18 protein-coding genes are annotated in these 21,388 nt (G+C 36.3%); 7 read left to right on the top strand and 11 right to left on the bottom strand.

The window, feature by feature from the left end; all coding sequences use genetic code 11:
• Positions 1-210: 210 nt before the first annotated feature.
• From HMPREF9456_RS14310 to HMPREF9456_RS14290, 5 genes are all read left to right on the top strand, one after another.
• The gene (locus HMPREF9456_RS14310) at positions 211-1,305 is read left to right on the top strand and encodes an NAD(P)H-dependent flavin oxidoreductase (protein WP_006844266.1); all 1,095 of its coding nucleotides are present in this window, start codon (positions 211-213) and stop codon (positions 1,303-1,305) included.
• Positions 1,298-2,344, top strand: coding sequence for a GTP pyrophosphokinase (locus HMPREF9456_RS14305; protein WP_006844265.1), 1,047 nt, complete (start codon positions 1,298-1,300; stop codon positions 2,342-2,344). Before HMPREF9456_RS14310 ends, HMPREF9456_RS14305 begins: the two co-directional genes overlap by 8 nt.
• 63 nt (positions 2,345-2,407) lie before the next feature.
• Positions 2,408-2,647 carry a hypothetical protein gene (locus HMPREF9456_RS14300; RefSeq protein ID WP_006844264.1) on the top strand — a complete coding sequence of 80 codons (240 nt, stop codon included), beginning with the start codon at positions 2,408-2,410 and terminating at the stop codon, positions 2,645-2,647.
• A 152-nt stretch (positions 2,648-2,799) separates the two neighbouring features.
• The gene (locus HMPREF9456_RS14295; RefSeq protein ID WP_006844263.1) at positions 2,800-3,090 is read left to right on the top strand and encodes an RNA recognition motif domain-containing protein; all 291 of its coding nucleotides are present in this window, start codon (positions 2,800-2,802) and stop codon (positions 3,088-3,090) included.
• Positions 3,091-3,238: 148 nt separating this feature from the next.
• Positions 3,239-3,799, top strand: a complete 561-nt coding sequence (locus HMPREF9456_RS14290; RefSeq protein ID WP_006844262.1) for a helix-turn-helix domain-containing protein — start codon at positions 3,239-3,241, stop codon at positions 3,797-3,799.
• An 84-nt stretch (positions 3,800-3,883) separates the two neighbouring features.
• On the opposite strand, the gene HMPREF9456_RS14285 is transcribed toward HMPREF9456_RS14290, so the two are convergent.
• Positions 3,884-12,589, bottom strand: a complete 8,706-nt coding sequence (locus tag HMPREF9456_RS14285; protein ID WP_006844261.1) for a GH36-type glycosyl hydrolase domain-containing protein — start codon at positions 12,587-12,589, stop codon at positions 3,884-3,886.
• Between the two features lie 202 nt (positions 12,590-12,791).
• Between HMPREF9456_RS14285 and HMPREF9456_RS17620 the strand changes: the two genes are divergently transcribed.
• Positions 12,792-12,926 carry a hypothetical protein gene (locus HMPREF9456_RS17620; RefSeq protein ID WP_006844260.1) on the top strand — a complete coding sequence of 45 codons (135 nt, stop codon included), beginning with the start codon at positions 12,792-12,794 and terminating at the stop codon, positions 12,924-12,926.
• A gap of 252 nt (positions 12,927-13,178) precedes the next feature.
• Here HMPREF9456_RS17620 and HMPREF9456_RS14280 read toward each other — a convergent pair whose 3' ends face one another.
• A complete protein-coding gene (locus HMPREF9456_RS14280; protein ID WP_006844259.1) occupies positions 13,179-14,174 on the bottom strand; it encodes an acyl-ACP desaturase in 996 nt (331 codons plus the stop codon).
• 396 nt (positions 14,175-14,570) lie between these two features.
• Between HMPREF9456_RS14280 and HMPREF9456_RS14275 the strand changes: the two genes are divergently transcribed.
• Positions 14,571-14,966, top strand: coding sequence for a hypothetical protein (locus HMPREF9456_RS14275; protein ID WP_245531034.1), 396 nt, complete (start codon positions 14,571-14,573; stop codon positions 14,964-14,966).
• A gap of 515 nt (positions 14,967-15,481) precedes the next feature.
• Here HMPREF9456_RS14275 and HMPREF9456_RS14270 read toward each other — a convergent pair.
• From HMPREF9456_RS14270 to HMPREF9456_RS14230, 9 genes are all read right to left on the bottom strand, one after another.
• On the bottom strand, positions 15,482-15,781 hold the full coding sequence (locus tag HMPREF9456_RS14270; RefSeq protein WP_006844257.1) for an RNA recognition motif domain-containing protein: 300 nt from the start codon (positions 15,779-15,781) through the stop codon (positions 15,482-15,484).
• A gap of 724 nt (positions 15,782-16,505) precedes the next feature.
• Positions 16,506-16,715 carry a hypothetical protein gene (locus HMPREF9456_RS14265; protein ID WP_006844256.1) on the bottom strand — a complete coding sequence of 70 codons (210 nt, stop codon included), beginning with the start codon at positions 16,713-16,715 and terminating at the stop codon, positions 16,506-16,508.
• 13 nt (positions 16,716-16,728) lie between these two features.
• The gene (locus tag HMPREF9456_RS14260) at positions 16,729-17,709 is read right to left on the bottom strand and encodes an alpha/beta hydrolase (RefSeq protein ID WP_006844255.1); all 981 of its coding nucleotides are present in this window, start codon (positions 17,707-17,709) and stop codon (positions 16,729-16,731) included.
• 13 nt (positions 17,710-17,722) lie between these two features.
• A complete protein-coding gene (locus HMPREF9456_RS14255; RefSeq protein ID WP_006844254.1) occupies positions 17,723-18,130 on the bottom strand; it encodes a hypothetical protein in 408 nt (135 codons plus the stop codon).
• A 79-nt stretch (positions 18,131-18,209) separates the two neighbouring features.
• The gene (locus HMPREF9456_RS14250) at positions 18,210-18,440 is read right to left on the bottom strand and encodes a hypothetical protein (protein ID WP_006844253.1); all 231 of its coding nucleotides are present in this window, start codon (positions 18,438-18,440) and stop codon (positions 18,210-18,212) included.
• 76 nt (positions 18,441-18,516) lie between these two features.
• Entirely contained in the window at positions 18,517-18,798 is a 282-nt protein-coding gene (locus HMPREF9456_RS14245; RefSeq protein WP_006844252.1) for a hypothetical protein, read from the bottom strand.
• Positions 18,799-18,815: 17 nt separating this feature from the next.
• Positions 18,816-19,985, bottom strand: coding sequence for an OmpA family protein (locus HMPREF9456_RS14240; RefSeq protein WP_006844251.1), 1,170 nt, complete (start codon positions 19,983-19,985; stop codon positions 18,816-18,818).
• A 24-nt stretch (positions 19,986-20,009) separates the two neighbouring features.
• Positions 20,010-20,513 (bottom strand): outer membrane beta-barrel protein, encoded by a 504-nt coding sequence (locus tag HMPREF9456_RS14235; RefSeq protein ID WP_006844250.1) that lies wholly within the window; start codon positions 20,511-20,513, stop codon positions 20,010-20,012.
• A gap of 32 nt (positions 20,514-20,545) precedes the next feature.
• Positions 20,546-20,830, bottom strand: coding sequence for a GlsB/YeaQ/YmgE family stress response membrane protein (locus HMPREF9456_RS14230; protein WP_006844249.1), 285 nt, complete (start codon positions 20,828-20,830; stop codon positions 20,546-20,548).
• Positions 20,831-21,388 lie beyond the last annotated feature (558 nt).

Raw genomic sequence — 21,388 nt, 5'->3', positions numbered from 1 at the left:
AAACAACAAATAAGTCGATTTGTTTCCGTATCTTACATGTCTAACAATATAGTTTTTATTGTATCTTTTCTTCACAATGATTTGCTCCGCCTCTGTTTGCGGATCTTCCCATCGTCAAAATCGACAACAAAATCAACTCGCTTGTTTATAGTATTAATCAGTTATGAGAGCCTATAATGCGGTTGATCATGACACATTTTTGTAAATAAGATGAAATCATTTTTTATAGGGAATATGGAAGTAAAACTTCCGGTTGTCCAAGGTGGAATGGGTGTAGGTGTGTCTTTATCCGGTTTAGCATCGGCGATGGCTAATGAAGGAGGTATAGGTGTTATATCATGTGCTGGTTTAGGCCTCATTCATAAAGGTCACGGAAATTTCATAAAGAATAGTATTTGGGGACTGAAAGAAGAATTGCGTTTAGCCAGAGAAAAGACAAAAGGTATAATTGGTGTCAATATAATGGTTGCCTTATCTAATTTTGCAGATATGGCACGTACCGCCATCGCTGAAAAAGCAGATATAATATTTGCAGGTGCAGGCCTTCCGTTGGATTTACCATCCTATCAAACTGCCGATAGCAAAACTAAATTAGTGCCTATTGTTTCCTCATCCCGTGCCGCAAAGATAATTTGTGAGAAATGGTATAATAACTACAGTTATTTGCCGGATGCGATAGTTGTAGAGGGACCAAAAGCCGGAGGGCATTTAGGATTTAAAAGAGACCAACTTGATGATGAGCAGTATTCTCTTGAACAAATAATTCCAGAAGTTATAAAAACGGTAGCTTCATATAAAGAAATAAAAACGATATCAGTTATTGCCGCAGGTGGGATATCTTCAGGAGGGGATATATACCGTTTTATCGAAATGGGAGCATCAGCTGTACAGATGGGAACAATATTTGTTACTACAGAGGAATGCGATGCTTCAGAAGCCTTCAAGCAGGTCTATCTTACAGCTAAAGAAGACGACTTAATGATAATCAACAGTCCCGTAGGGATGCCCGGGCGTGCCATCAAAGGAGAATTTCTCAAACGTGTTGCCGAAGGATTAGAAGTTCCTAAAAACTGTCCGGTACATTGTATAAAAACTTGTGACTATACTAAGAGCCCCTATTGTATAATGAAAGCATTATTCAATGCATCTAAAGGCGATATGAAAAAAGGATATGCTTTTGCCGGAATAAATGCTCATCTGGCCCAGAAAATAAGTAGCGTTAAAGAAGTTGTGTGCAAATTGAAAGAAGAATTTGCTATAGCAGAAAAAGTAGCATTATCAGCAATAGTTCTATCTCATGGATGATAATTTGATAGAAGAAACCGTCAAAAGATACATCAGAGAATATGATCGTTATAAAAAACTGGCCGATATAGTTTTTGATATATGCCAGATCATAGTCGAAAAGAATCTGACTGTCAGAGCTACTGTTCAACACAGAGCTAAAAGTCCGACAAGTCTGACAGAGAAATTAAGGAAAAGCAGCAAATACCAAACTGTAAACAGTGTATTTGATGGAATTAGCGACCTTGCAGGTGTGCGTATTATAACTTATCAGGAAACAGACAGGCCGAAAGTCGTAGAGGAGATTCGGCGAACTTTTATTGGTAAGGGTAATGATAAAATCAGAATTGAAGTTAAAGACAAGAATGGCGATAATGGCAAATACTATAAAGCGACTCACTGTCAGGTAGCTTTACCTTCCGAATATCTTATCGATAATCTTAATTTAAAAAATACGACGTGTGAAATTCAGGTTTGCAGCCTATTGTCACATGTATATAATGAAATTGAACATGACTTGCAATATAAGCCCCGGAAAGGAAATTTATCAAAAGATGAAAAGCTTTTGATCGATCAGTTAGGGCTTATAACAAAATCGGGAGATATAACTATTCAACGGTTATTGGAAGCTACAAATGAAAGATTGAAACTTCAGGAAGGTGAGTTTGTCGATGTACATGATTTTACTGTGAGAATGGGAGAATTACTGAATGTTGGAGAACTATTTGCAAATAATGCGGGGTTATTATACGATGAGTTTTTAAACTTAAAATTGGATTCTCCCGAAACAATTATCTCTGAGCTCCTTACTAAAGGGGAAACTCTGATTGATGTTGCAAAATATGAATATGACAAACTGACCCAATATATAGCAAGAAGAAATATAAATATAACAATAGATAAAACATCTTCAGACCTCTTGTTATTAGTTCTATTAAGAAAAAAAATTATAACTATACTTAAAGATCACCCTGTTATTTCGGAAAATGATCGTTCATCCCGCTTATTGCGAATAGCTCAAATATATAAAGATATGGTTTCTGAAAAACAGATGAAATGATAGCTATTGAACAACTCTTTCGTATTTGTAAAAATAGAAAAGGCAGATTTTAAAAAAACAAAAATGGCAGCAAAACAAAGCTCTTCGATAAACAGGAAAGAGGGAGAGATAACTCGCTCTGAAAGAACTTCGGCCACTCAGCAGGCTGAATCTGTATTGAAAAATGTAAAGGAAAAAAATGGGTCTGTTATTCATGTCATAATTAGCGAAAGGACAACAATTGAACTGCCGGCGCATTTGTCTCAGGAGGAAATAGATGCCCGAGTGGATAAATATATCAGATTGCATAAATCAAAGATATAAATCGCAGAACAGCTATTTCTATATAAACAAAGATATTTTAGCAATAATATGGTAACATCCAATTTGAAAAGTGGTCTAAGAGGCATGATGAATGCTGTAAGGATCGGCCTAACCAATAAGGATGTCTCCAATAATAATTAATAATAAAAAGAATGAACATTTACGTATCGAATCTAAACTTTAGCACAACAAGCGAGAGTTTGCAAGAATTATTTACAGCCTATGGCGAAGTAGAATCTACTAAGATTATTACAGACAGAGAAACTGGAAGATCGCGTGGATTCGGCTTTGTTGAAATGCCTAATGATGCAGAAGGCCAAAAAGCTATCGATGAGCTAAACAATGCTGATTATGAAGGCAAGACGATCACTGTAACTATTGCTCGTCCTAAAACGGATAGAGCTAGCGGAGGTTATAACAACCGTGGTGGAAATCGTTACTAATCAAACGAACTGATGTATAATTTCAAACGGGTAGGTGTAATTACTTACCCGTTTTTTGTACTCATTTAGAATATAAAACAATATATTTTATATCCTCCTTCAAATAAGCCTGAATAAATCAGCATATTACAATCAAATAAACACTCCAATGAAGATATATATCAAATATATGGTTAGTCGCCGTTGTATAATGATGGTGAAATCCAATCTTGAGGAGATTGGAATCAAATATTCTAGCGTTCAGTTAGGCGAAATAGAGACTTTAGAGAAAATTTCAATTGAACAGCAAGAGCAGCTTCGTACAATACTATTGAAATCGGGACTTGAATTGATGGATGATAAAAAGGCAATCCAGATAGAACAAATAAAAACTATAATTATAGAACTTATACATCACTATAGAGAAGAATTAAAAGTAAACTTTTCTGATTATCTGAGTAAAAAATTAAATAACAACTACACTTATCTAGCCAATTTATTTTCGGAGGCTGAAGGTATTACGATAGAACATTTTATTATTATACATAAAATAGAAAAAGTTAAAGAATTAATTCTTTATGATGAATTGAACCTTGCCGAAATTTCCTACAAATTACATTATAGTAGTGCTGCTCACTTATCCAATCAATTTAAAAAAGTGACCGGATTAACTCCTACTTTTTACAAAAACCTTAAAAATAAACGTCGCAATAATATTGAGAATTTATAAAAGCCTCCTCCAAAGGCTTTTATTTGACCGTTGAATGAAGCTTTTATGTTTATACCTTCTAGAGGCTCTATAATTCACATATTGTTACTTTCTAATCCACATGTCCACAAAATGTTCTGTACAATCATTCTTCATATGTAGAGTGTTTAAATCATTCTGCTTCTGCCCATCTAAAATAAGATAGGGTTCTATAGAATCTTCGACTTGATTGAACGTAATATGATAAACAGTCTCTTGAAAACGATAATGTACTTTGTAATTATTCCATTCTTTCTTCAAATGGGGAGTTAGAAGTAGTTTATCTCCCACACGATTGATGCCTAACAATATTTCTATCAACAAACGATACATCCATGATGCTGAACCGGTGTACCACGTCCAGCCTCCTCGTCCGAGATGCTGAGGGTTTGTGTACACATCGGCAGCTACCACATAAGGCTCAACTTTATAAATGGCAATATCTTCTGCAGTAGCGCCATGTTGTATAGGATTCAGTAAATCGAAAAGTTCCCATGCTTTATCCGTTTCTCCCATCATAGCAAAAGCCAACGCTGTCCAGATAGCTGCGTGAGTATATTGCCCTCCGTTTTCACGGACTCCCGGAATATATCCTTTTATATAACCCGGACTTAGAGATGATTTGTCAAATGAAGGAGTAAACAATCGGATGAGTTTGGCTTCTCTTTCAACTAACTGCATATCAACTTCATTCATAGCCATTACCGAACGCTCCTTATCTCCTGCACCACTAATTACCGACCAACTTTGAGCAATAGAGTCAATCTGGCATTCTTCATTCAAGACAGAACCGAGAGGACTACCGTCATCAAAAAAGGCTCGACGATACCATTTGCCATCCCAAGCATGTAACCTGATGTTTTTTTGCAATTCTTTTGCTTGATCTACACAGTACTGAGCAAAAGGTTCATCATTGCGAAGCCTTGCCACATCCGAAAACTTGACTAATACATCGTACAAAAAGAAACCGAGCCAAACGCTTTCACCTTTTCCTTCTTTTCCTACCAGATTCATACCATCGTTCCAATCACCGCATCCCATGAGAGGTAAACCATGTACGCCGAATTTAAGACCGTACTTAATACTCCTCACACAATGCTCGTAAAGGGATGCCGATTCGGCTGAATGATTGGGCTGATCGTAATATGATTCTTCGTCTGCCCGTAGCTCTCGACCTTCGATAAACGATACAATCTCACCTAAAATGTCATTATCCCCAACACTCGAAATATATTGACATACAACATAAGGCAACCACAAATAATCGTCCGAAAAATGCGTTCGAACCCCTCTGTTCATTGGTGGATGCCACCAATGTTGCACATCACCTTCCGTAAACTGATGTGCGGCTGCACGAAGTATTTGTCTTCGGGTTATATCGGGTTCAACATGAACCAGAGCCATTACATCCTGTAATTGATCGCGGAAACCATATGCTCCGCCTGATTGGTAGAATCCCGAACGTGCCCAAATACGGCTACTCAATGTTTGATACAACAACCAACCGTTAGCCATTACATTGATCGAAGAATCAGGAGTATCTACTTTGATTCCACCAAGTGTTTGATTCCAATAATTACGAACATTATCCAATGTTTGTTGTGAAGATCCGATTTGTCGATAACGACGGACTAATTGTTTCATCTCCTCTTTATTCTGAGCAAAACCTAATTTGAAACGAGTTTCTTTAGTTTTCCCTTCTGCTAAATCAAAAACAATTTGAACGGCTCCACAAGCATCTATGCCTGCTCCTGTTTTTCCTGATAGACGAGTATGCTTCATCGCTTCAGGATCAGATAAACTTCCATTTTGCCCAATAAATTCTTTTCGATCGCCTGTCACCGTTCGGGTCTCATTGACATCTATAAAAGCAATCTTTCCTGCGAAATCTGAGTTATAGAAATTATGAGCAAAAAGCACCCCTGTTTCTATATCGACCTCCGTCTGAGTATGTAAAAGACTTTTGGATTTTTTCTCTGCCAACGCCCATTCATAATAGCCGGTAACAGATAAGTTCCGCGGACGATTGGAGATATTCTTTATTTTTAAGATTGTGAATTTTATAGATGTGTCCAAAGCCACATACATCCACAGTTCTGATTTTATTCCATTTTCAGTATGCTCAAAGACAGTATAGCCAAAACCATGTCGAATAACATAAGGGGTATTTCCTCTTGCGGGATATGGTGTTGGAGACCAATACTGTCCGGTTTCTTCGTCGCGAATATAAAAGGCTTCACCCGATGAGTCCAGAATTGTATCGTTATGCCAAGGTGTAATACGGAACTCATGTGCATTTTCGCCCCAGGTATAAGCGCTACCGCTTTCAGATACCACCGTTCCAAAATGTTCATTTGCCAATACATTACACCAAGGAGCGGGTGTCGATTCTCCCGGTTTTAATGTAATAACATACTCCTGCCCATCGGGCGTAAATCCTCCAAAACCATTAGAGAAAATTAAATTACGCTGAGCTAATTCAGTTTCTACTGTTGTGTTTACAGTACGTGTTGGTTTTAATATCGAAGTCTGAACATCTGTAGTTAACTTACCTTCCATTTGGTCGAATAATGTCCCTTGCTCATCATCTATTACAATTCGGGCAACGGACTGAAGAAGCAATATATCTTCATGTGGCATATGCTCTATCCGTCGAACATAAATGCCACCTTGCTTTTCTAAAAACGTAGCATCTACGCCACTATGTATCAGGTTTATTATCTCATCATACAATGATTGGCGATACACCGATGTGTCTTCATTCAATATAACAAGATCAACTATTAACCCCTTCATTCGCCAGTAAGCATGTGCCAAAACCAATTGACGTACCAGCTCTATATTTGTTATATCCTTTATTCGCAATAACACTAACGGAATATCACCAGAAATACCATAACTCCACAATCCGTTTTGTCCGCGTCTGTTGTTTTTTAGGATATTCGGATCTGTCCTGAACAAAGGGTTAGCATAAACCAAAGCTCCTGCCATTTTAGCAAAAACCTGAGCTTCGGTCTCGGTAATATTAAGTTGATAAAGAACCACCTGACTGTGAGTCCATGCCAATTCGAAAGCACGATCGGTCATACGGATGTTCTGGTATTTATCCGATAGGGACAATGCCCCCAGATGCGTGTCGGACATGCCAAGTAGCACATATACTTTTACACTCTTTCGGGCTGGAATAATGATCGACCGTCGCAATGCAATACAGGGGTCAAGAACAGAACCCTCGCTGTTTGATAAGGTTCCGGATTGCCTCATTGCCAAAGGCTTTGCCAATGAATGTCCACGACCAATAAAAGAAGCCCTGTCTGTTTCGCATGAAACGTCATTTTCCTGATCTTGCCCGGATAACAACAAATGCAGCAAATATGGTGGGGTTTCCTCCTGCGAACGAGGACGCCGGGTACATAATATAGACGAGGCTGCTGCATTAAATTCGGTTTGTACAAACAAGTTATTGAACGCCGGGTGCGCTTCATCAGCATCTTGCGATGATATAACCACTTCGCTGTATGTAGTCAATTCTACTCTCCGAGGCTTATTCGTATGGTTGGTTAAGGTTATTCGCCTCAGTTCCATATCATCCTCGGGTGAAACACATATGGTTGTTCTTACTTCCAATTTAGAATGTTGTTGCTTAAATTCGGCATAAGCCTGAGTGAATTTTACGCTATAATCATCAGAAGAACTTGGTATCGGTTGGTTCCCGATCGACCAGTATTCTCCTGTATCAACATCGCACAAGTAAACAAACAAGCCATGACAACCTGTCGTTGCATCTTCACGCCAACGGGTGACTGCTAAATTATTCCATCGACTATAGCCTCCGCCACCGTTATTTATCATTATCTGATAACGTCCGTTAGACAATAAGTTAACTTCAGGCGGTATGTTTTTATTGTCAAAAACTCGAGTGTAATATACACTATTGGATAACAGTGGATTAATTCCTTCAATCTCAAACTTAGAATCATCCGATATAACATCGATCTTTATATTATGAGGATTTTTCTCCTGTAACAGAGGTTCAAAAGCCTTAATCATAGGGCAAGACATAAAACGCTCCTGCATCTTATTTCCTTTCATTATGTTGGATATCGAGACAAGTCCCATACCTTGATGATGTGCCATATAGGAATGAACAGCTATGCTTGTTGCATTTAACGGCAGATGAGATGGGGTATAATCTACAGCCTCATAATAACCATACATACCTTCAAAGCCGTTATCGGCAAGCCGTTCCAAGTTTTCGCATGCTTTCCGCGAATTAACCATCAGTGCCAGAAGAGTGGCATAAGGAGCAATCACCAGATCTTTTGACAGACCTCGCTTCAATCCCAAACTTGGTATTCCGAAAGCTTTATATTGATAATTGAATTGAGTATCTGTGCGATTTAATCCTGATTCTGAAATTCCCCAAGGAATATCGAATTTCTTGCCGTATTCTATTTGCTCATAGATGACTCCTTTGTAGGTTTGATCGAGCAATGTTTGCTCATAATTTGGCATAACTAACAGTGGCATCAGATATTCGAACATAGAGCCACTCCATGAAACCAATATAGGTTTGCCCTGCGAAAAAATCAGTAATCTGCTTAGCGAAAACCAATGCTCTAACGGAATTTGTCCTTGAGCTATGGCTACATAACTACACAAGCGTGCTTCGGAAGCTAACATATCGTACGAACCTTGATCCATCCGTTGTTCGATGACATTATATCCGATCGAGAATAACTTCTTTATTGGATCATATAAAAAGGCAAAATCCATTTTGGCAAAACTATCACTTTGCAGTGCCAATACATTGAGAATTTGTATTCTTTGTTTTGCATTCTTTATTGCGTTTTTCAGGTAAGCCTGCCATTGTGTAAAGCATTTTATTTCTCTATCAGCAGATAGATTCTCTTTGCCGGACAATTGGTCTAATACAGATTGAATTTGTGAACAAATACCGGTAGCTTCTAAATTGGCTATTTGTGTTAACGTAAGCACATAATCTAGAGCTTCCAGTGTAGAAATTACATGATTCATCTGTTCATCTGCAATACTTTCTCCCAATCTTTCAACAGGAACAGGAAGTGATATGGCAAGCCAAGGGGCAAGAAAAAGCATTTCATCAACATATTCCTTGCAGTTTTTCTTTAATACCGCACCCCATGAGTTCAGTATGGCATCGTCGGATGATAAAGTATTATTGATCTGTCCGATTTGTTGTTCTGCCGATTTTAAAAGGGCAAACGCAGCAGTTAATGTTTCGGGCAAAGGCTTAGACAAATCCTTTTCGAATAAAATCAAAGCCTTGTTTTTGCAGTCAATGTTTCTCATTGTCTGTACAGTGTCAAGCATCCCTTCGAAAATAACAGGCTTGTAAATATTGTCTTTTTCTAATTCCCTTAGCCCTTGGGTGAGTGTAAGCAAATGCCCTGCCAGATTACCACTATCGACACTCGAAACATACAGCGGGAACATAGGCTCAAGTGTTTCAGTATTATACCAATTATACAGATGCCCCCTGTGTTTTTGCAGTTTTGTCATAGTATTAAAGGTCAGCTTAGTTCGCTCTACAAACTTTCCGGCTGTCAGGTATCCTAAATCAAAAGCGGATAAATTGGCTAATAACGACAGACCTATATTGGTAGGAGAAGTCCGGGAAGCAATAGCAGGATTAGGTGTCTCCTGAAAATTGTCGGGTGCTAACCAATTCTCTTTTTCATTAACGAAAACTTCGAAAAAATGCCAGGTTTTACGGGCTATACGGTGTAATAGAAGATATTGCTCATTTGTTATTTTAGATATTTTGGGGATTATAGGACAACTTGCACGCCAAGCGATATATGGCGCAATTATCCATATAAATAAAAACGGAGAAACGTATAGTAAGATCGGGTTGTATATACCTAACGATATTCCGCACAGAATAGCCATTACAGGCGAAAACCACATCCTGTTATAGAATCCCGATAGTGTATTAACTGCTTTTTTCTCTACATCGGCAGAGGTTTGCCATTCCATCAGATGTTTATGAGATATAGTCAGTCGCCAAAGAGTGACAATAATTGCTTTTACACATAGATAGGCTTCGTATGGGAGGACAACTAATGCAAATAAAACCTGTTTAAATTGATGCATACTTTTTTCTAAGACCTCCCATAAATGGAGTTTCCACGATTGGTCCTTTGCTTTGCGTAAAGAGTTGGTTATATTCTCCAATACAAAAGGAAGAGCGGTAATGAGAAGAATCAACAATAGACCTGACCAAAGTTTTTGAGGAAACAATGTTGCAAATCCGATCAAGAATAACAATGTTGCAGGCGAGACTATACTTCGGCGTAAATTATCAAGTATTTTCCATTTGCTTAAACTCGAAATAGGATTTCGGGAAAAACCTTTACCCGAATTAGGAACGTAAGGCAATACCCATTGTAAGATTTGCCAGTCGCCCCGTATCCAGCGAAAATGACGGTTTGCATCTATATTATAACCCGAAGGAAATGATTCGGAAACTTCTATATCACTAACAAGTCCGGAACGTATATAGGATGATTCCAACAAATCGTGGCTAAGTATTTTGTTCTCAGGAAAACGGTTATTTAAGCTGGTTTCAAAAGCATCTACATCATAAATACCTTTGCCCATATAAGAACCTTCGTGAAACACATCCTGATAGACATCGGATACAGTTTGTGTGTAAATATCAATACCCGAGTCGCCTGTAAACAAGCGTGAGAAGGGGGAACATTGACTGCTTACAAGATTGGACGAAACACGGGGTTGAAGAATACCATAACCCCCGACTACAACATTTCGTTTCACATCAAGTTCTGCCTGATTCAGTGGGTGAGCCATTGTTCCTATCAGCTTATGAGCAGTGTCAGGAGACAATTGTGTATCTGCATCTAAGGTTATCACATACTTAAAGCTCGGCAATATAGACCGGTCTCCTTCAATGTGTGAGAAGCAATTGTTTTCTTTCCCTCTTAGTAGTGAATTAAATTCCATTAGCTTACCCCTTTTTCGCTCATGTCCCATCCATGTTTTTTCTTTCGGATTCCGTTGACGAGGACGGTGAAATAGATAGAACAAAGTGCCGTTATCAATCCTGTACTTTTTATTGAGATTTTCAATTCCCAAACGTGCCAGATTGAGCAAAAGATCATCGGAGGCCTCTTTCTCTTTAGGAGCATCCGGAAAGTCTGTCAATAATCCAAAATGAAGATTGGTATTTCTATTCGACAGATAATGAAGTTCCAATTGGGAAATTAGACTATCAACATTTTCTTCATTCGAAATGATAGTTGGAATAACCACCATCGTGCGGCATTCGACCGGTATCGATTTGGAAAAATCGAGCCGGGCTAGAATATCCGGTTTTGCAAAAAGGGTAATTATCCAATTGACAAAGAATACAACAAATTGGCTAATGAAAATAAAGAAAAGGAATGCTAAGATCAAGAAATGCCAATGTGTTATTGGTATTTCTTTGGATTGAAAAACAGAAACAAATAAGATAAATCCAAGTAGGGACAATATAGTTATAGATCCGGCATAAATAGCTAAAGGAGCACCTCTGAATACATTTTTTATTCTTGTAGTGATAGTCTTTTTTACATCAATTTCTTTTTTGAGTAAATATTTTCCATTACCTATTAAAAAATAGCCCACATGAGCTTGTTGTGTGCCTGTATCTTTATACAATTGGGTTAATGTAATTGCAGATTGAGCGATTTCAATCTCTGATCTAAGACTGTTTTGTACTAATGATTCTATAATATGTCGATAATGATCACGAGTATTAAAGTCCATAGATCCATAAATTCCAGCTGGATCTTTAAGTAAAATTTGCTCTACAATACTTTGTCTTTCAACAAATATTTTCCAGTCGGTTGTATTTATAAACCGGAGACTATTTATGATATGACTGACAGATAATTGATTTACTGCCTGATTTTGATTTTCCTGATAAATCAGCTCGTCTATGAAAAGTCCATCTTCTGCCAGTTTTTGTTCGAGCCAATTGCGGGCTATTTGTAATGCCGAATTTTGAGACGATAACCGTTGACTGAATTCTGAGACAAAAGAACCGGATGTCGGGATATCGGAATGTGCCATATCAGCTACTATCTCAATCAATTTAGAAGGCTTTTTGAGAGCAATATCCTCCAGCTTGTCGACCCACATTTTTGCTATATCGCGATGTTTCGTATTTAACTGTAATCGAGTTGCAATACGTTGCAAATTTTCGATTAACGCTAACCGTAACATAATAGGGATTGCCCACAGTTCTCCTATCTTGAGGGCAGATTTTATTTGGTATGCCTTATAAAAAGCAGAAAGTGATTCTATATCAATCTGAGAATCTGTATGGGAGATGAGTTCTATGACTGAAGAATATATACGGGGTATCCCTTTATATTCACCTTTCAAGAGGCAAGGAAGTTCTTGGTTATATTCCTTGGGGTAGTGATGTCGGGCTAATAAAATATGCTCTTCAATTAAATAGAAATTGTCAATCATCCATTCGATAGCGGGAGTTACATAACTTCGATTGCTGCTTGTTAACATTTCATTATTGAAATCGTGCAGAATAACATCATTATAATCTAATTGCTCTCGCAGATAATTACTCTGTGTACTCCCTGTTGCCTGATGATCCTCTCCAAGCGCTTTCGAATACTCTGCCAACTGTTCTGTATTAAACAATTCACCGTAAAAAGGTTTATTATTGACTTTGTGTTGGGATTTCTTATAACCTCTAAAATCTAACATATTTGTTTTTTCTGTTTATTTTAAAAGGTATGCCGATTTATGGGAATTTGTGTTACATAACATTTTCAATAAGTTACATAATTCATAGATAAAGCCATGAAAACGGTTGAAACTATTAATTATGTAACTTATAGTTTTAATTATGTAATATATTTTCGATAAGAAATCCTGATCTTGAAAAATTATTTAAAACAAAAAAACTATGTCAAAAGAAGAAAAAGGAAAAGATAGAGCAGACAGAAAAGCTCCTCAAAAGAATCTAAAAGAGAAACGAGCGGATAAGGCTAATAAGCGAGCAGAAAAGAATCGCAAAGGGTTGGATGACTTGAAAAAATAACGATTAGGGTCTGGGCATTGTTTATAGTTGGGAACAATTATACTTCTTCGTTTTGCGCTATTCTGCTAACTACAATTCTAAGCGAATCGACGTATTTTAACATTTATACATGATGGAATTCTTTAATATGCTCTTATCTGTGTTTAATTGACTTTATTTATTCAAATTCGACTTTCTGTAATAACTTCTTAAATAAGAGTTTATCTTTCACCTGTATTGCCACGAATAATGACAATACTTCGTCCAATGGTATTATTTCACAGCGGGTTGTACCCATTTGAAAATATACGAATCAACTGGAATAATCAATCGTTCTGATATTTTAGACATACGTACAGGAAGCTTCATCAAAAAATCACGGGCACGTTCAGCTTCGTCTGTTAATCCCGTAATTTTATCTATCTGCCATTTGTCTATCAGCTTTTGCATAATATCCACATAATCGGCAGCTGTATATACCCCTATACGCTGTGCAGCATTTGAAAATTGTTCGAAGGCTGTGCTTATTTTCTCCTTAGATTCTCTAAGGAAGTGAGCAGGCATAACTATCTTTTGTTTCATCATATACTGGAACGCGAGCATCATTTCACTCGGGTCTACCTCAAATATACGCCTGACAAATTCGCTGTAAGCATGGTGATGCCGCATTTCGTCACTTGCAATACGTTTACACATCCTTGACAATTTTTCGTTGCTCATTTTTTTAGCTATTTCTGCTACACGATTGTGCGAAATGAAGGTCGCTAACTCCTGAAAGCTGGTATATACAAAGTTTTTGTACGGATCTCTTCCTGTACCAATATCAAAACCGTCATTGATGAGATGTTGTGTAGTTTGCTCAATCTCTCTCATATTCACTCTGCCGGATAAATAAAGATATTTGTTTAATAAATCGCCGTGACGGTTTTCCTCACCTGTCCAATGTCTGATCCATTTTGACCAACCGTTACGCTTTTCGCCATCTACATTGTCTATACCTTCTACGTCCATTAACCACGATTCATAAGTGGGTAAAGCCTCTTCTGTGATGGTGTCCCCGACCAATACGACCCAGAAATCGTAAGGAAGCTCTTTGGCCAGTTCGCGTAATTCTTTTACATCTTCAAAGAAAGTTTCTTTCTCTGAGTCAGGAAGATAATCAGTCGGTTGCCATATTTTTTCAACAGGAACCAGAAACTGGGTAATAAAATTATCTACATTCTTTTCTAAGAAGTGCATGACTTCTAAACGGATATTTGTAATTGACATTGTACTATATTAATTAATGCCTTCTACCACTGATCTTTTTTTTTCTCAAAAACTTTCGAGAAGGGTAATCTTTTACAGTAAAAAGCTGGTGTATTGTAAAGGTAGAATTATTTTCAAGTACTAATAGTAAATTGCTTTATTTTGTCATTTTCTACAAGTTATTAATAGTTAAATGCTTATTATATAAGTGGATGAGATGAATTTCCATAAATTTTATTTTACTCGTTTCTTTATGAAAGATTTATAGTGAATTACTCTGTTGAATAAGGTTATAAACTATTTGTACTTCAATCTAGAACTGATAAACAATATTCGTTAATTTGTTGTGAAATAACCAACTAATAATTCTTTCAAATGTTTATTATAATAGGAATATATTATTCAAAACAAAAACAAATGAAAAAAATTATCATTTTTACAATTATGCTGATAGGCATATCGCTACCTGTTTTTCTTCACGGGCAAAATGTGGTAATCAGTGAAAAGACATCATCTGAAATAACTAAAATTAAGGAGAAAGAAGCAAAAGAAATTAAGAATGCAGAGGAACAACAAGAAAAAAATATTGAAAAGGCGAAGAAACAACAAGAAAAGAACAATAAAAAATCATCTGAAAAAGCGAGAAAAGATGCAAGTAATGATGTAGAGAAAAGAGCCAATAAAGATCAACAAAAATTAGAAAAATCTACTCTCAAGGCTATCGAAAAAGCAGAAAAGTCAAAAATGAAAGCCCGACAAAAAGCTGATCGTAAAATAAAAGAAATTCAAATCAAGGAAGGTGTCGTTCTTTAAGAAGTTTAAATTATTAGTAGGTTAATTAACAGTAATTTATTAAACGAAATATATGTAATTACTGTTTTAATATAGCGAGTGTAAGATGTTTGCATAATATTACATTTCGTAGAGAGAGGCCCGCCGGAAGACGATCACCTCTCTCATCTATTAAAAGCGTTTTCTTCATCACGTTTTCCTATATCTTTTTAAATTAGGTTATGACCAGTACTCCTCCTGATCTGACAAATAAACAAAAAATCAGGATCGGAAATATAGTTGTTTCTACACCTAAAAAAGTGTGGTATTGTAGATCAATATACAGCTCTACTTATAAAAAACAGAGTTCAAAATATTGGAGTACATATTGTTCAATGTTGTATCTCTACGCTGAAAGATCTTATCTAAAATCCATCTATCAGCAACTTATTTTCTATAGATATTTTTTACTAAGATAAAAATATGATCGAGAGTAAATAAAATAAGGTAGCCCGATTGAGCTACCTTATTTTTATATTGAATCTGTAAAATATTTGTCAATATCTGTTGTTATAACCTCCTCTATTGTTACCATAAGAGTTGTTATTTCTTTCCTGACGAGGTCTTGCTTCTGAGACTGAGATAGTTCTTCCATCATATTCAACTCCGTTCAGTTTTGAAATTGCTTTATTTGCATCTTCGTTGTTGTCCATTTCAACAAACCCGTAGCCTTTAGACCTGCTGGTACTACGATCCATAATAACTTTAGCTGAATTAATAACTCCATACTCCTTAAAAAAAGTGTTTAAATCGGCATCGTTAACATCGTAACTCAAACCTGCGATAAAAATGTTCATTGTAAAAAAATTATAAAATAAATAATCAGAAGAGAATTACGGCAAATAAGCACTTTAAACTCAAAATCTGCGGAATTAAAGGATAAGTATGAAATTTGTAATAAAAACTCAAATCTTTAATACAAAGATACGTCTAAGTATTTAAAGATCACTGCCCTTTTGCTATAAAATACTGACATATAGTTAATTATTGTTTTTTTTATACGAATAACAAATATTTTAACTAACAAACACAACCCCATTTTATATCTATAGAAATTTTTCGGTATTTGTGCCTGCTAAGAGATTACATCCGAATGAGAATTCAATGGATTGGGGATAAAAACATTTATAAGTATTTTACTTATGCTTCCTTTCATTCTACTTTTCATTGTAGATTCCTTATTGTGGTTTAAACGATTAAAATATGACAGATGGAGTAAATAAGCATTAAATGAAAGTATTTATTGTATCCAATAACAGGGTAAAGCAATAGGAAGCTCTATGTAGGTATATTACAGATATACCATTGTGTGATTATATACCTTTATGGACTCGTTAGATGTGTAATTCCTATTATATATGTATATGAAATTTGATCGTATGGGTATAGATCAGAGGTCTCTAGCTTTATTCCTAATCTTTGTAAAACATACGGCAAATACCATTTAAGGAATAATTTCCCTAAATGGTATTTTTATTTACCGTATTTCATTTACCGGAAGAATCGAAAAAACATTCTTTTTTATTTTTCAGTTTTCACCTCTACTCGATCTTTTAAATATCCGGCTTCGTTTTTAACAATATCGGTTATATTCTTTAAATCTTTCTTTGATTTCCTGAAAAATTTGTTAGCATTGTCATAAATACAGTCAAATTGCCCATCGTCTTGCAGCTTACGAATTAAATACCCTGCTAAAGAGCCAATTACTAGACCAAATAATACTTTTTTCATAACTATTTTTTATTTATTTGAGATAATATTTTAATATACCTGCCGAATATATGACCATCGAACGTGTTTGGGGTGAGGCTGCTAACCCATTCAATAGCCCGAAATCATGAATTACACCATTGTAACGGATAGTTGTAACATCGACTCCTGCTTCATCGAGCTTACGCCCAAACGCTTCGCCCTCATCCCTCAATATATCATTTTCTGCCACCTGTACGATGGTAGGTGGTAATCCCCTAAGTTCATCAATAGAAGCCAAAAGAGGTGAAAGGTAAATCTCTTTACGTTGTTTTAAATCGGCTGTATACTGATCGAACATCCATTTCATCATTGATGCAGTCAAAAATCTTTGTTCACCATACATTTTGTACGATTCTGTATCGAAATCAGTGTTTGTCACGGGCCATAATAAAATCTGAACTTTGATAAATGAATCATTATTTTTCTTTGCCAATAAGCTGGTAGCAATAGCCATATTTCCTCCGGCACTATTTCCGACCAGAGCCAGACGTTTACTGTCTATATTTATTTCGTCTCCATGCTTTGATACCCACTTGGTAGCTGCATAAATTTCATTGATAGCCTGTGGATACTTAGCTTCTGGCGAAGGGTTATAATTTATGAAAACAGCGGCATATCCCGATTCTATGACTAAGTCGCGTACCATCCGTTTATACGTATTATAGTCACCTAAAATCCACCCACCTCCATGTATAAAAATAAAAGCGGGTAGTTTTTTTGTTATTCCCTTAGGACGAACAATCGTTAGTTTTACCGGATAATCTTTATCTGTAATTATTTTTTCAGATTCTTCAATCCCTGATAAATCTACTTTCACTCCATTCTGTGCTGTTACAAGAACATTGCGGGCATCCTCTTTCGATAATGTTTCAACAGGAACTCCATCATTCAGCACTTTTAAATATTTTTTTACTCCAACACTCAGATGATTATCTTTCTGATAATCATCTTCTTTTTCTATTTGTTCTTCCATGTATTTCTTCTTTTTAGATTGGAATTATAAGATTCAGTTTTTTCTCATCATTTCTCTTTACAGTCACACTAGTACTGCCCGGAGCAATAAATTCAACACCTCCAACCTCATAAAAGACGGCAAAAGACAGAGTCGTTTTGGATTCAAATAGATTTAATTCTGTAAAATTTAAACTGAATGTCGCAACACCATTCTGATCTGTTACAACATGTTTGTCCGCGTCAGCACTTTTTGTAGAACTATCTACTTCCGTATCCTTGTATAAGTAAACAGTAGTATTGGGTTGGATAGTACCCACTAAGTTCTTTACTGTAACCTGCACATTGGCACCTAATGCCGGAGCATCGTCGTCATCGTTTCCGCAAGACATAAAACCAACAACCGTTAATATCATTATACTTAGAATCAGTAACTTTTTCATATTATATTCATCTTTGAGATAAGCCAACCTTTTTATTTATTGTGATCGGTTGGCATTTTCACATAGTCCGGATATAATACTATTTTACCGGAACATCTTTCTTTATAACAGTTTTGATGGTATCCGACTTTGTATTATTCCATGAATCTTTTACATTGCCGACACCCTCTTTTGTTTTATCAACGGCTTTATCGACAGATTCAGTGACCGATTCTTTTGCGTTTTCATAATCTTTCCCGGCGCCTCTTGTTGTATTGCATGAAACGAATACAAATACTGAGATAGACAGTATACTTATAATCTTTTTCATTTTTCTTTGTTTAATTTGAAATAAGCCGACCTCTTTATTTATTCTGATCGGTCGGCATTTTCACCGTGTTGGGATGTCAATCTAATTTTTTCTTAACATCTTCCTTTATATCTTTGACGTCTTTCTTTATATTGCTCTTGATTGTATCTGCTTTTTTATCAACAGCATCTTTTGTCTGATTCCAGGAATCTTTTACCTCCCCGGCATCCTCTTTTGTTTTATCAGCCGCTTTATCAATAGACTTATTTACAGAATCTTTCATATTCTCAAAATCTTTGTCTGCTCCAGTTTTTGTATTGCATGAGGAGAGTATTAACACGCATCCTGAAATAAAAAGTATATTTAAAATCTTTTTCATCTTTCCTTATTCTTTAATTATTCAATATATAAAATTACGGCACGGTTCCACTCCATTACATCGAAAGGAGGGTTGGTCTGACCTTCCCATTCAACAATAACACGGTCCTGATTTATTCCGTATTTGCCGGTGATGACATCAGCCACATTTTGAGCCCTTTGTCTGGATAGTTTTTCATTTATGACGGCTGTTCCTGTTTCTTTATCAGTATAGCCGATGACCCTGACTTTCTTATCCGGATTTTCTTTCAGATATTTGGCTACATTATAAACATTGACTTCCTGGTGGGATTCAACCTTTACCTTGTTAATACCGAACAGGACAACATTATTGACAGGTTCTTCGCTAACCTGGACTTCCCTGATAACTTCTTTTACAACGACGGTAGGTTCTGCCTGTTCAACCGGGCGCTGCGCTAATCTTGCCATATCGGCACGCTGCATATTGATCGTGTTGTTCAAATTGTCTATTTCCGACTGATCCCTTAGTATGGCTTCGGTAAATACCGCTTTCTTTCCGACTGTGAAGACAAGACTGGCAGAGGCTGTTCCCAAAAGATCATAACCTCTTTTGCTTCCTGTGCGTTGGTCAAAATCATCTTTGAGCAATTTACCTGATAGTTCAATATCAAGGGCAACACGTGGAGAAAATCTGAAACGGTTAATGATACCTGCATCAAATGTTACACTGTTTACGTGATTGCTGTTGCTTGCATACTCAGGGAGTTTTTTGTAGTCCCAACCATATGCCCACCCCACACCGATATATGGGATGAAAGCGTAAACACGGTCGGCATTATAAGGCATCAGGTAATCGGTCACATTCAACATATAATTTAGTTCAGCGCTCACGTACCTGTTGCGGGTCATCAGCGATGCATCATTATTGAAAGTATGTATGTTTGTTCCTCCCGATAGTTTGATACGAGCTCCGGAATAAGGATTAAACCATTTTCCGAATTGAAAATTAGGCGTTACCGTCATTCGTCTCCAAAAAGTAGCATCTACATCTTTGTCTCCGAAATAGATATTTGCCCCGGCTCCGGCTCCGATAAACCAGTTATCCCAGAAACCGTTATCAACAAATGTAGTATTACTACCCGCTTGGGCACTTTGGCCTTCTTTTTGCTGAGCTGATAAGGTAACCGCTGAAAGTGTAATAATAAAAAGTAGTATAATCTTTTTCATAATTGTATTTGTATAATTTTTTATTTAAAATTTGTATCCGTATCCAATCAGGATTACAGCACAGTCGTTGTCTCCTAATATAAATCGAGCCTCAGCATTCAAAAAGAACCTGTCATCTACTTGGTAGGTAATACCTCCTCCCAGATTGAATGCTAAATCTGTTTCTGTATGAGAATCTGTTTTTTGTTCTGTTCCCCCGATTGTAACTGATTGTCTTCCATAAAAATTATTTTGTATACCCAAGCCGGCTAAAGGGAAGACTGATATTCTTTCTTGTGGAAGTTTGAAGACATAATGCACATTTAACATAACGTCCAATCCTGTTACTTTATCTTTGGGGAAATAAAATGTAATATCGGGAGCTATACGTACATTATCCAGGATGTTATATCGTCCCTGTACACCGATTGCAAAACGTTTATAATCGGTTTGATAACCTAAACTGCCAATAGCAGCTTTGTCTCCTTTTTGGGCGGAAAGACTAAGTCCTGTAGCTATGCAAGCAAGTAATAATATGATTTTTTTCATAATTTATTTTTTATTATTTACAACTAAATAATCTAACCGTTAGATTTACCTCCGGACTTATTATTGCGATTATACCCGCCAAATAAAGATAGTATCCATAAAAAGACAACTGCACCGACAACTGACACAATCAGCATTCCTACAATCCCACCCCAATTTATACCTAGTACGCTGAAAAGAAATCCGCCTAAGACCGCTCCGATTAAACCCACTATCAGGTTTACAATTAAACCGAAACCACGTCCTTTTGTAATGTAACCGGCTATAAAACCTGCAAGGACGCCAATGACTATTGAACCAATGATACCTAATTCCATTTTCTTTGTTTTTAATTATTATTTGATTTTCAGTCAACCGGAAGTGATGGAGCATAGCGGTGTTGACAATCCGGCGAATGCTTTTATTTTTTCATACATAATACTCAGATTATGCTTTAAATTGTATCTGACAGATATCTGTCTTTCTATAGTTAAAACAATTGAAAAATAGATATGACTTGTTAATCTGTGAATTATGTAATTAATAAGCAAAAATGTATAACAAAATATATTAGGCAAATTATTTCCTTTATAAGCTATTCAATACATTTTGCATATGAATGGAAGGATGAGAATCGGGTCTCCAAATCAGAAAAAGAAGACAGCTTTAATTACAGAAGGAAATAGAGTCATAGGTTATAATATAGCTACTAGCCTGGAATCTACTGGAAATTGGAATGTTATCATCATATCTTCCCAAAAGCTTTCTTATACAGGAACATTCAAATTTATCTTCCTGAATTGTCGATCGTATTACACAATCGATCTATAGAAGGATAACAATAAAAAGTTAGTTAATAAATAAAAAAGAGTATTAATACTCTTTACTTTTATTTA

The sequence above is a fragment of the Dysgonomonas mossii DSM 22836 genome, from assembly GCF_000213575.1.
Lineage (GTDB): Bacteria > Bacteroidota > Bacteroidia > Bacteroidales > Dysgonomonadaceae > Dysgonomonas > Dysgonomonas mossii.
The sequence above is the reverse complement of the archived record's forward strand: the minus strand, read 5'-3'. Positions and strand labels throughout refer to the sequence as shown.

Excerpts from the sequence above, each read along its gene's own strand:
- HMPREF9456_RS14300 (WP_006844264.1), top strand. The coding sequence starts at position 2,408 with ATGGCAGCAAAACAAAGCTCTTCGATAAACAGGAAAGAGGGAGAGATA.
- HMPREF9456_RS14230 (WP_006844249.1), bottom strand. The coding sequence starts at position 20,830 with ATGGAATTAGGTATCATTGGTTCAATAGTCATTGGCGTCCTTGCAGGT.
- HMPREF9456_RS14310 (WP_006844266.1), top strand. The coding sequence starts at position 211 with ATGAAATCATTTTTTATAGGGAATATGGAAGTAAAACTTCCGGTTGTC.
- HMPREF9456_RS14235 (WP_006844250.1), bottom strand. The coding sequence starts at position 20,513 with ATGAAAAAAATCATATTATTACTTGCTTGCATAGCTACAGGACTTAGT.
- HMPREF9456_RS14245 (WP_006844252.1), bottom strand. The coding sequence starts at position 18,798 with ATGAAAAAGATTTTAAATATACTTTTTATTTCAGGATGCGTGTTAATA.
- HMPREF9456_RS14270 (WP_006844257.1), bottom strand. The coding sequence starts at position 15,781 with ATGAACATTTTTATCGCAGGTTTGAGTTACGATGTTAACGATGCCGAT.
- HMPREF9456_RS14275 (WP_245531034.1), top strand. The coding sequence starts at position 14,571 with ATGAAAAAAATTATCATTTTTACAATTATGCTGATAGGCATATCGCTA.
- HMPREF9456_RS17620 (WP_006844260.1), top strand. The coding sequence starts at position 12,792 with ATGTCAAAAGAAGAAAAAGGAAAAGATAGAGCAGACAGAAAAGCTCCT.
- HMPREF9456_RS14265 (WP_006844256.1), bottom strand. The coding sequence starts at position 16,715 with ATGAAAAAAGTATTATTTGGTCTAGTAATTGGCTCTTTAGCAGGGTAT.
- HMPREF9456_RS14240 (WP_006844251.1), bottom strand. The coding sequence starts at position 19,985 with ATGAAAAAGATTATACTACTTTTTATTATTACACTTTCAGCGGTTACC.
- HMPREF9456_RS14260 (WP_006844255.1), bottom strand. The coding sequence starts at position 17,709 with ATGGAAGAACAAATAGAAAAAGAAGATGATTATCAGAAAGATAATCAT.
- HMPREF9456_RS14290 (WP_006844262.1), top strand. The coding sequence starts at position 3,239 with ATGAAGATATATATCAAATATATGGTTAGTCGCCGTTGTATAATGATG.
- HMPREF9456_RS14250 (WP_006844253.1), bottom strand. The coding sequence starts at position 18,440 with ATGAAAAAGATTATAAGTATACTGTCTATCTCAGTATTTGTATTCGTT.
- HMPREF9456_RS14305 (WP_006844265.1), top strand. The coding sequence starts at position 1,298 with ATGGATGATAATTTGATAGAAGAAACCGTCAAAAGATACATCAGAGAA.
- HMPREF9456_RS14280 (WP_006844259.1), bottom strand. The coding sequence starts at position 14,174 with ATGTCAATTACAAATATCCGTTTAGAAGTCATGCACTTCTTAGAAAAG.
- HMPREF9456_RS14285 (WP_006844261.1), bottom strand. The coding sequence starts at position 12,589 with ATGTTAGATTTTAGAGGTTATAAGAAATCCCAACACAAAGTCAATAAT.
- HMPREF9456_RS14295 (WP_006844263.1), top strand. The coding sequence starts at position 2,800 with ATGAACATTTACGTATCGAATCTAAACTTTAGCACAACAAGCGAGAGT.
- HMPREF9456_RS14255 (WP_006844254.1), bottom strand. The coding sequence starts at position 18,130 with ATGAAAAAGTTACTGATTCTAAGTATAATGATATTAACGGTTGTTGGT.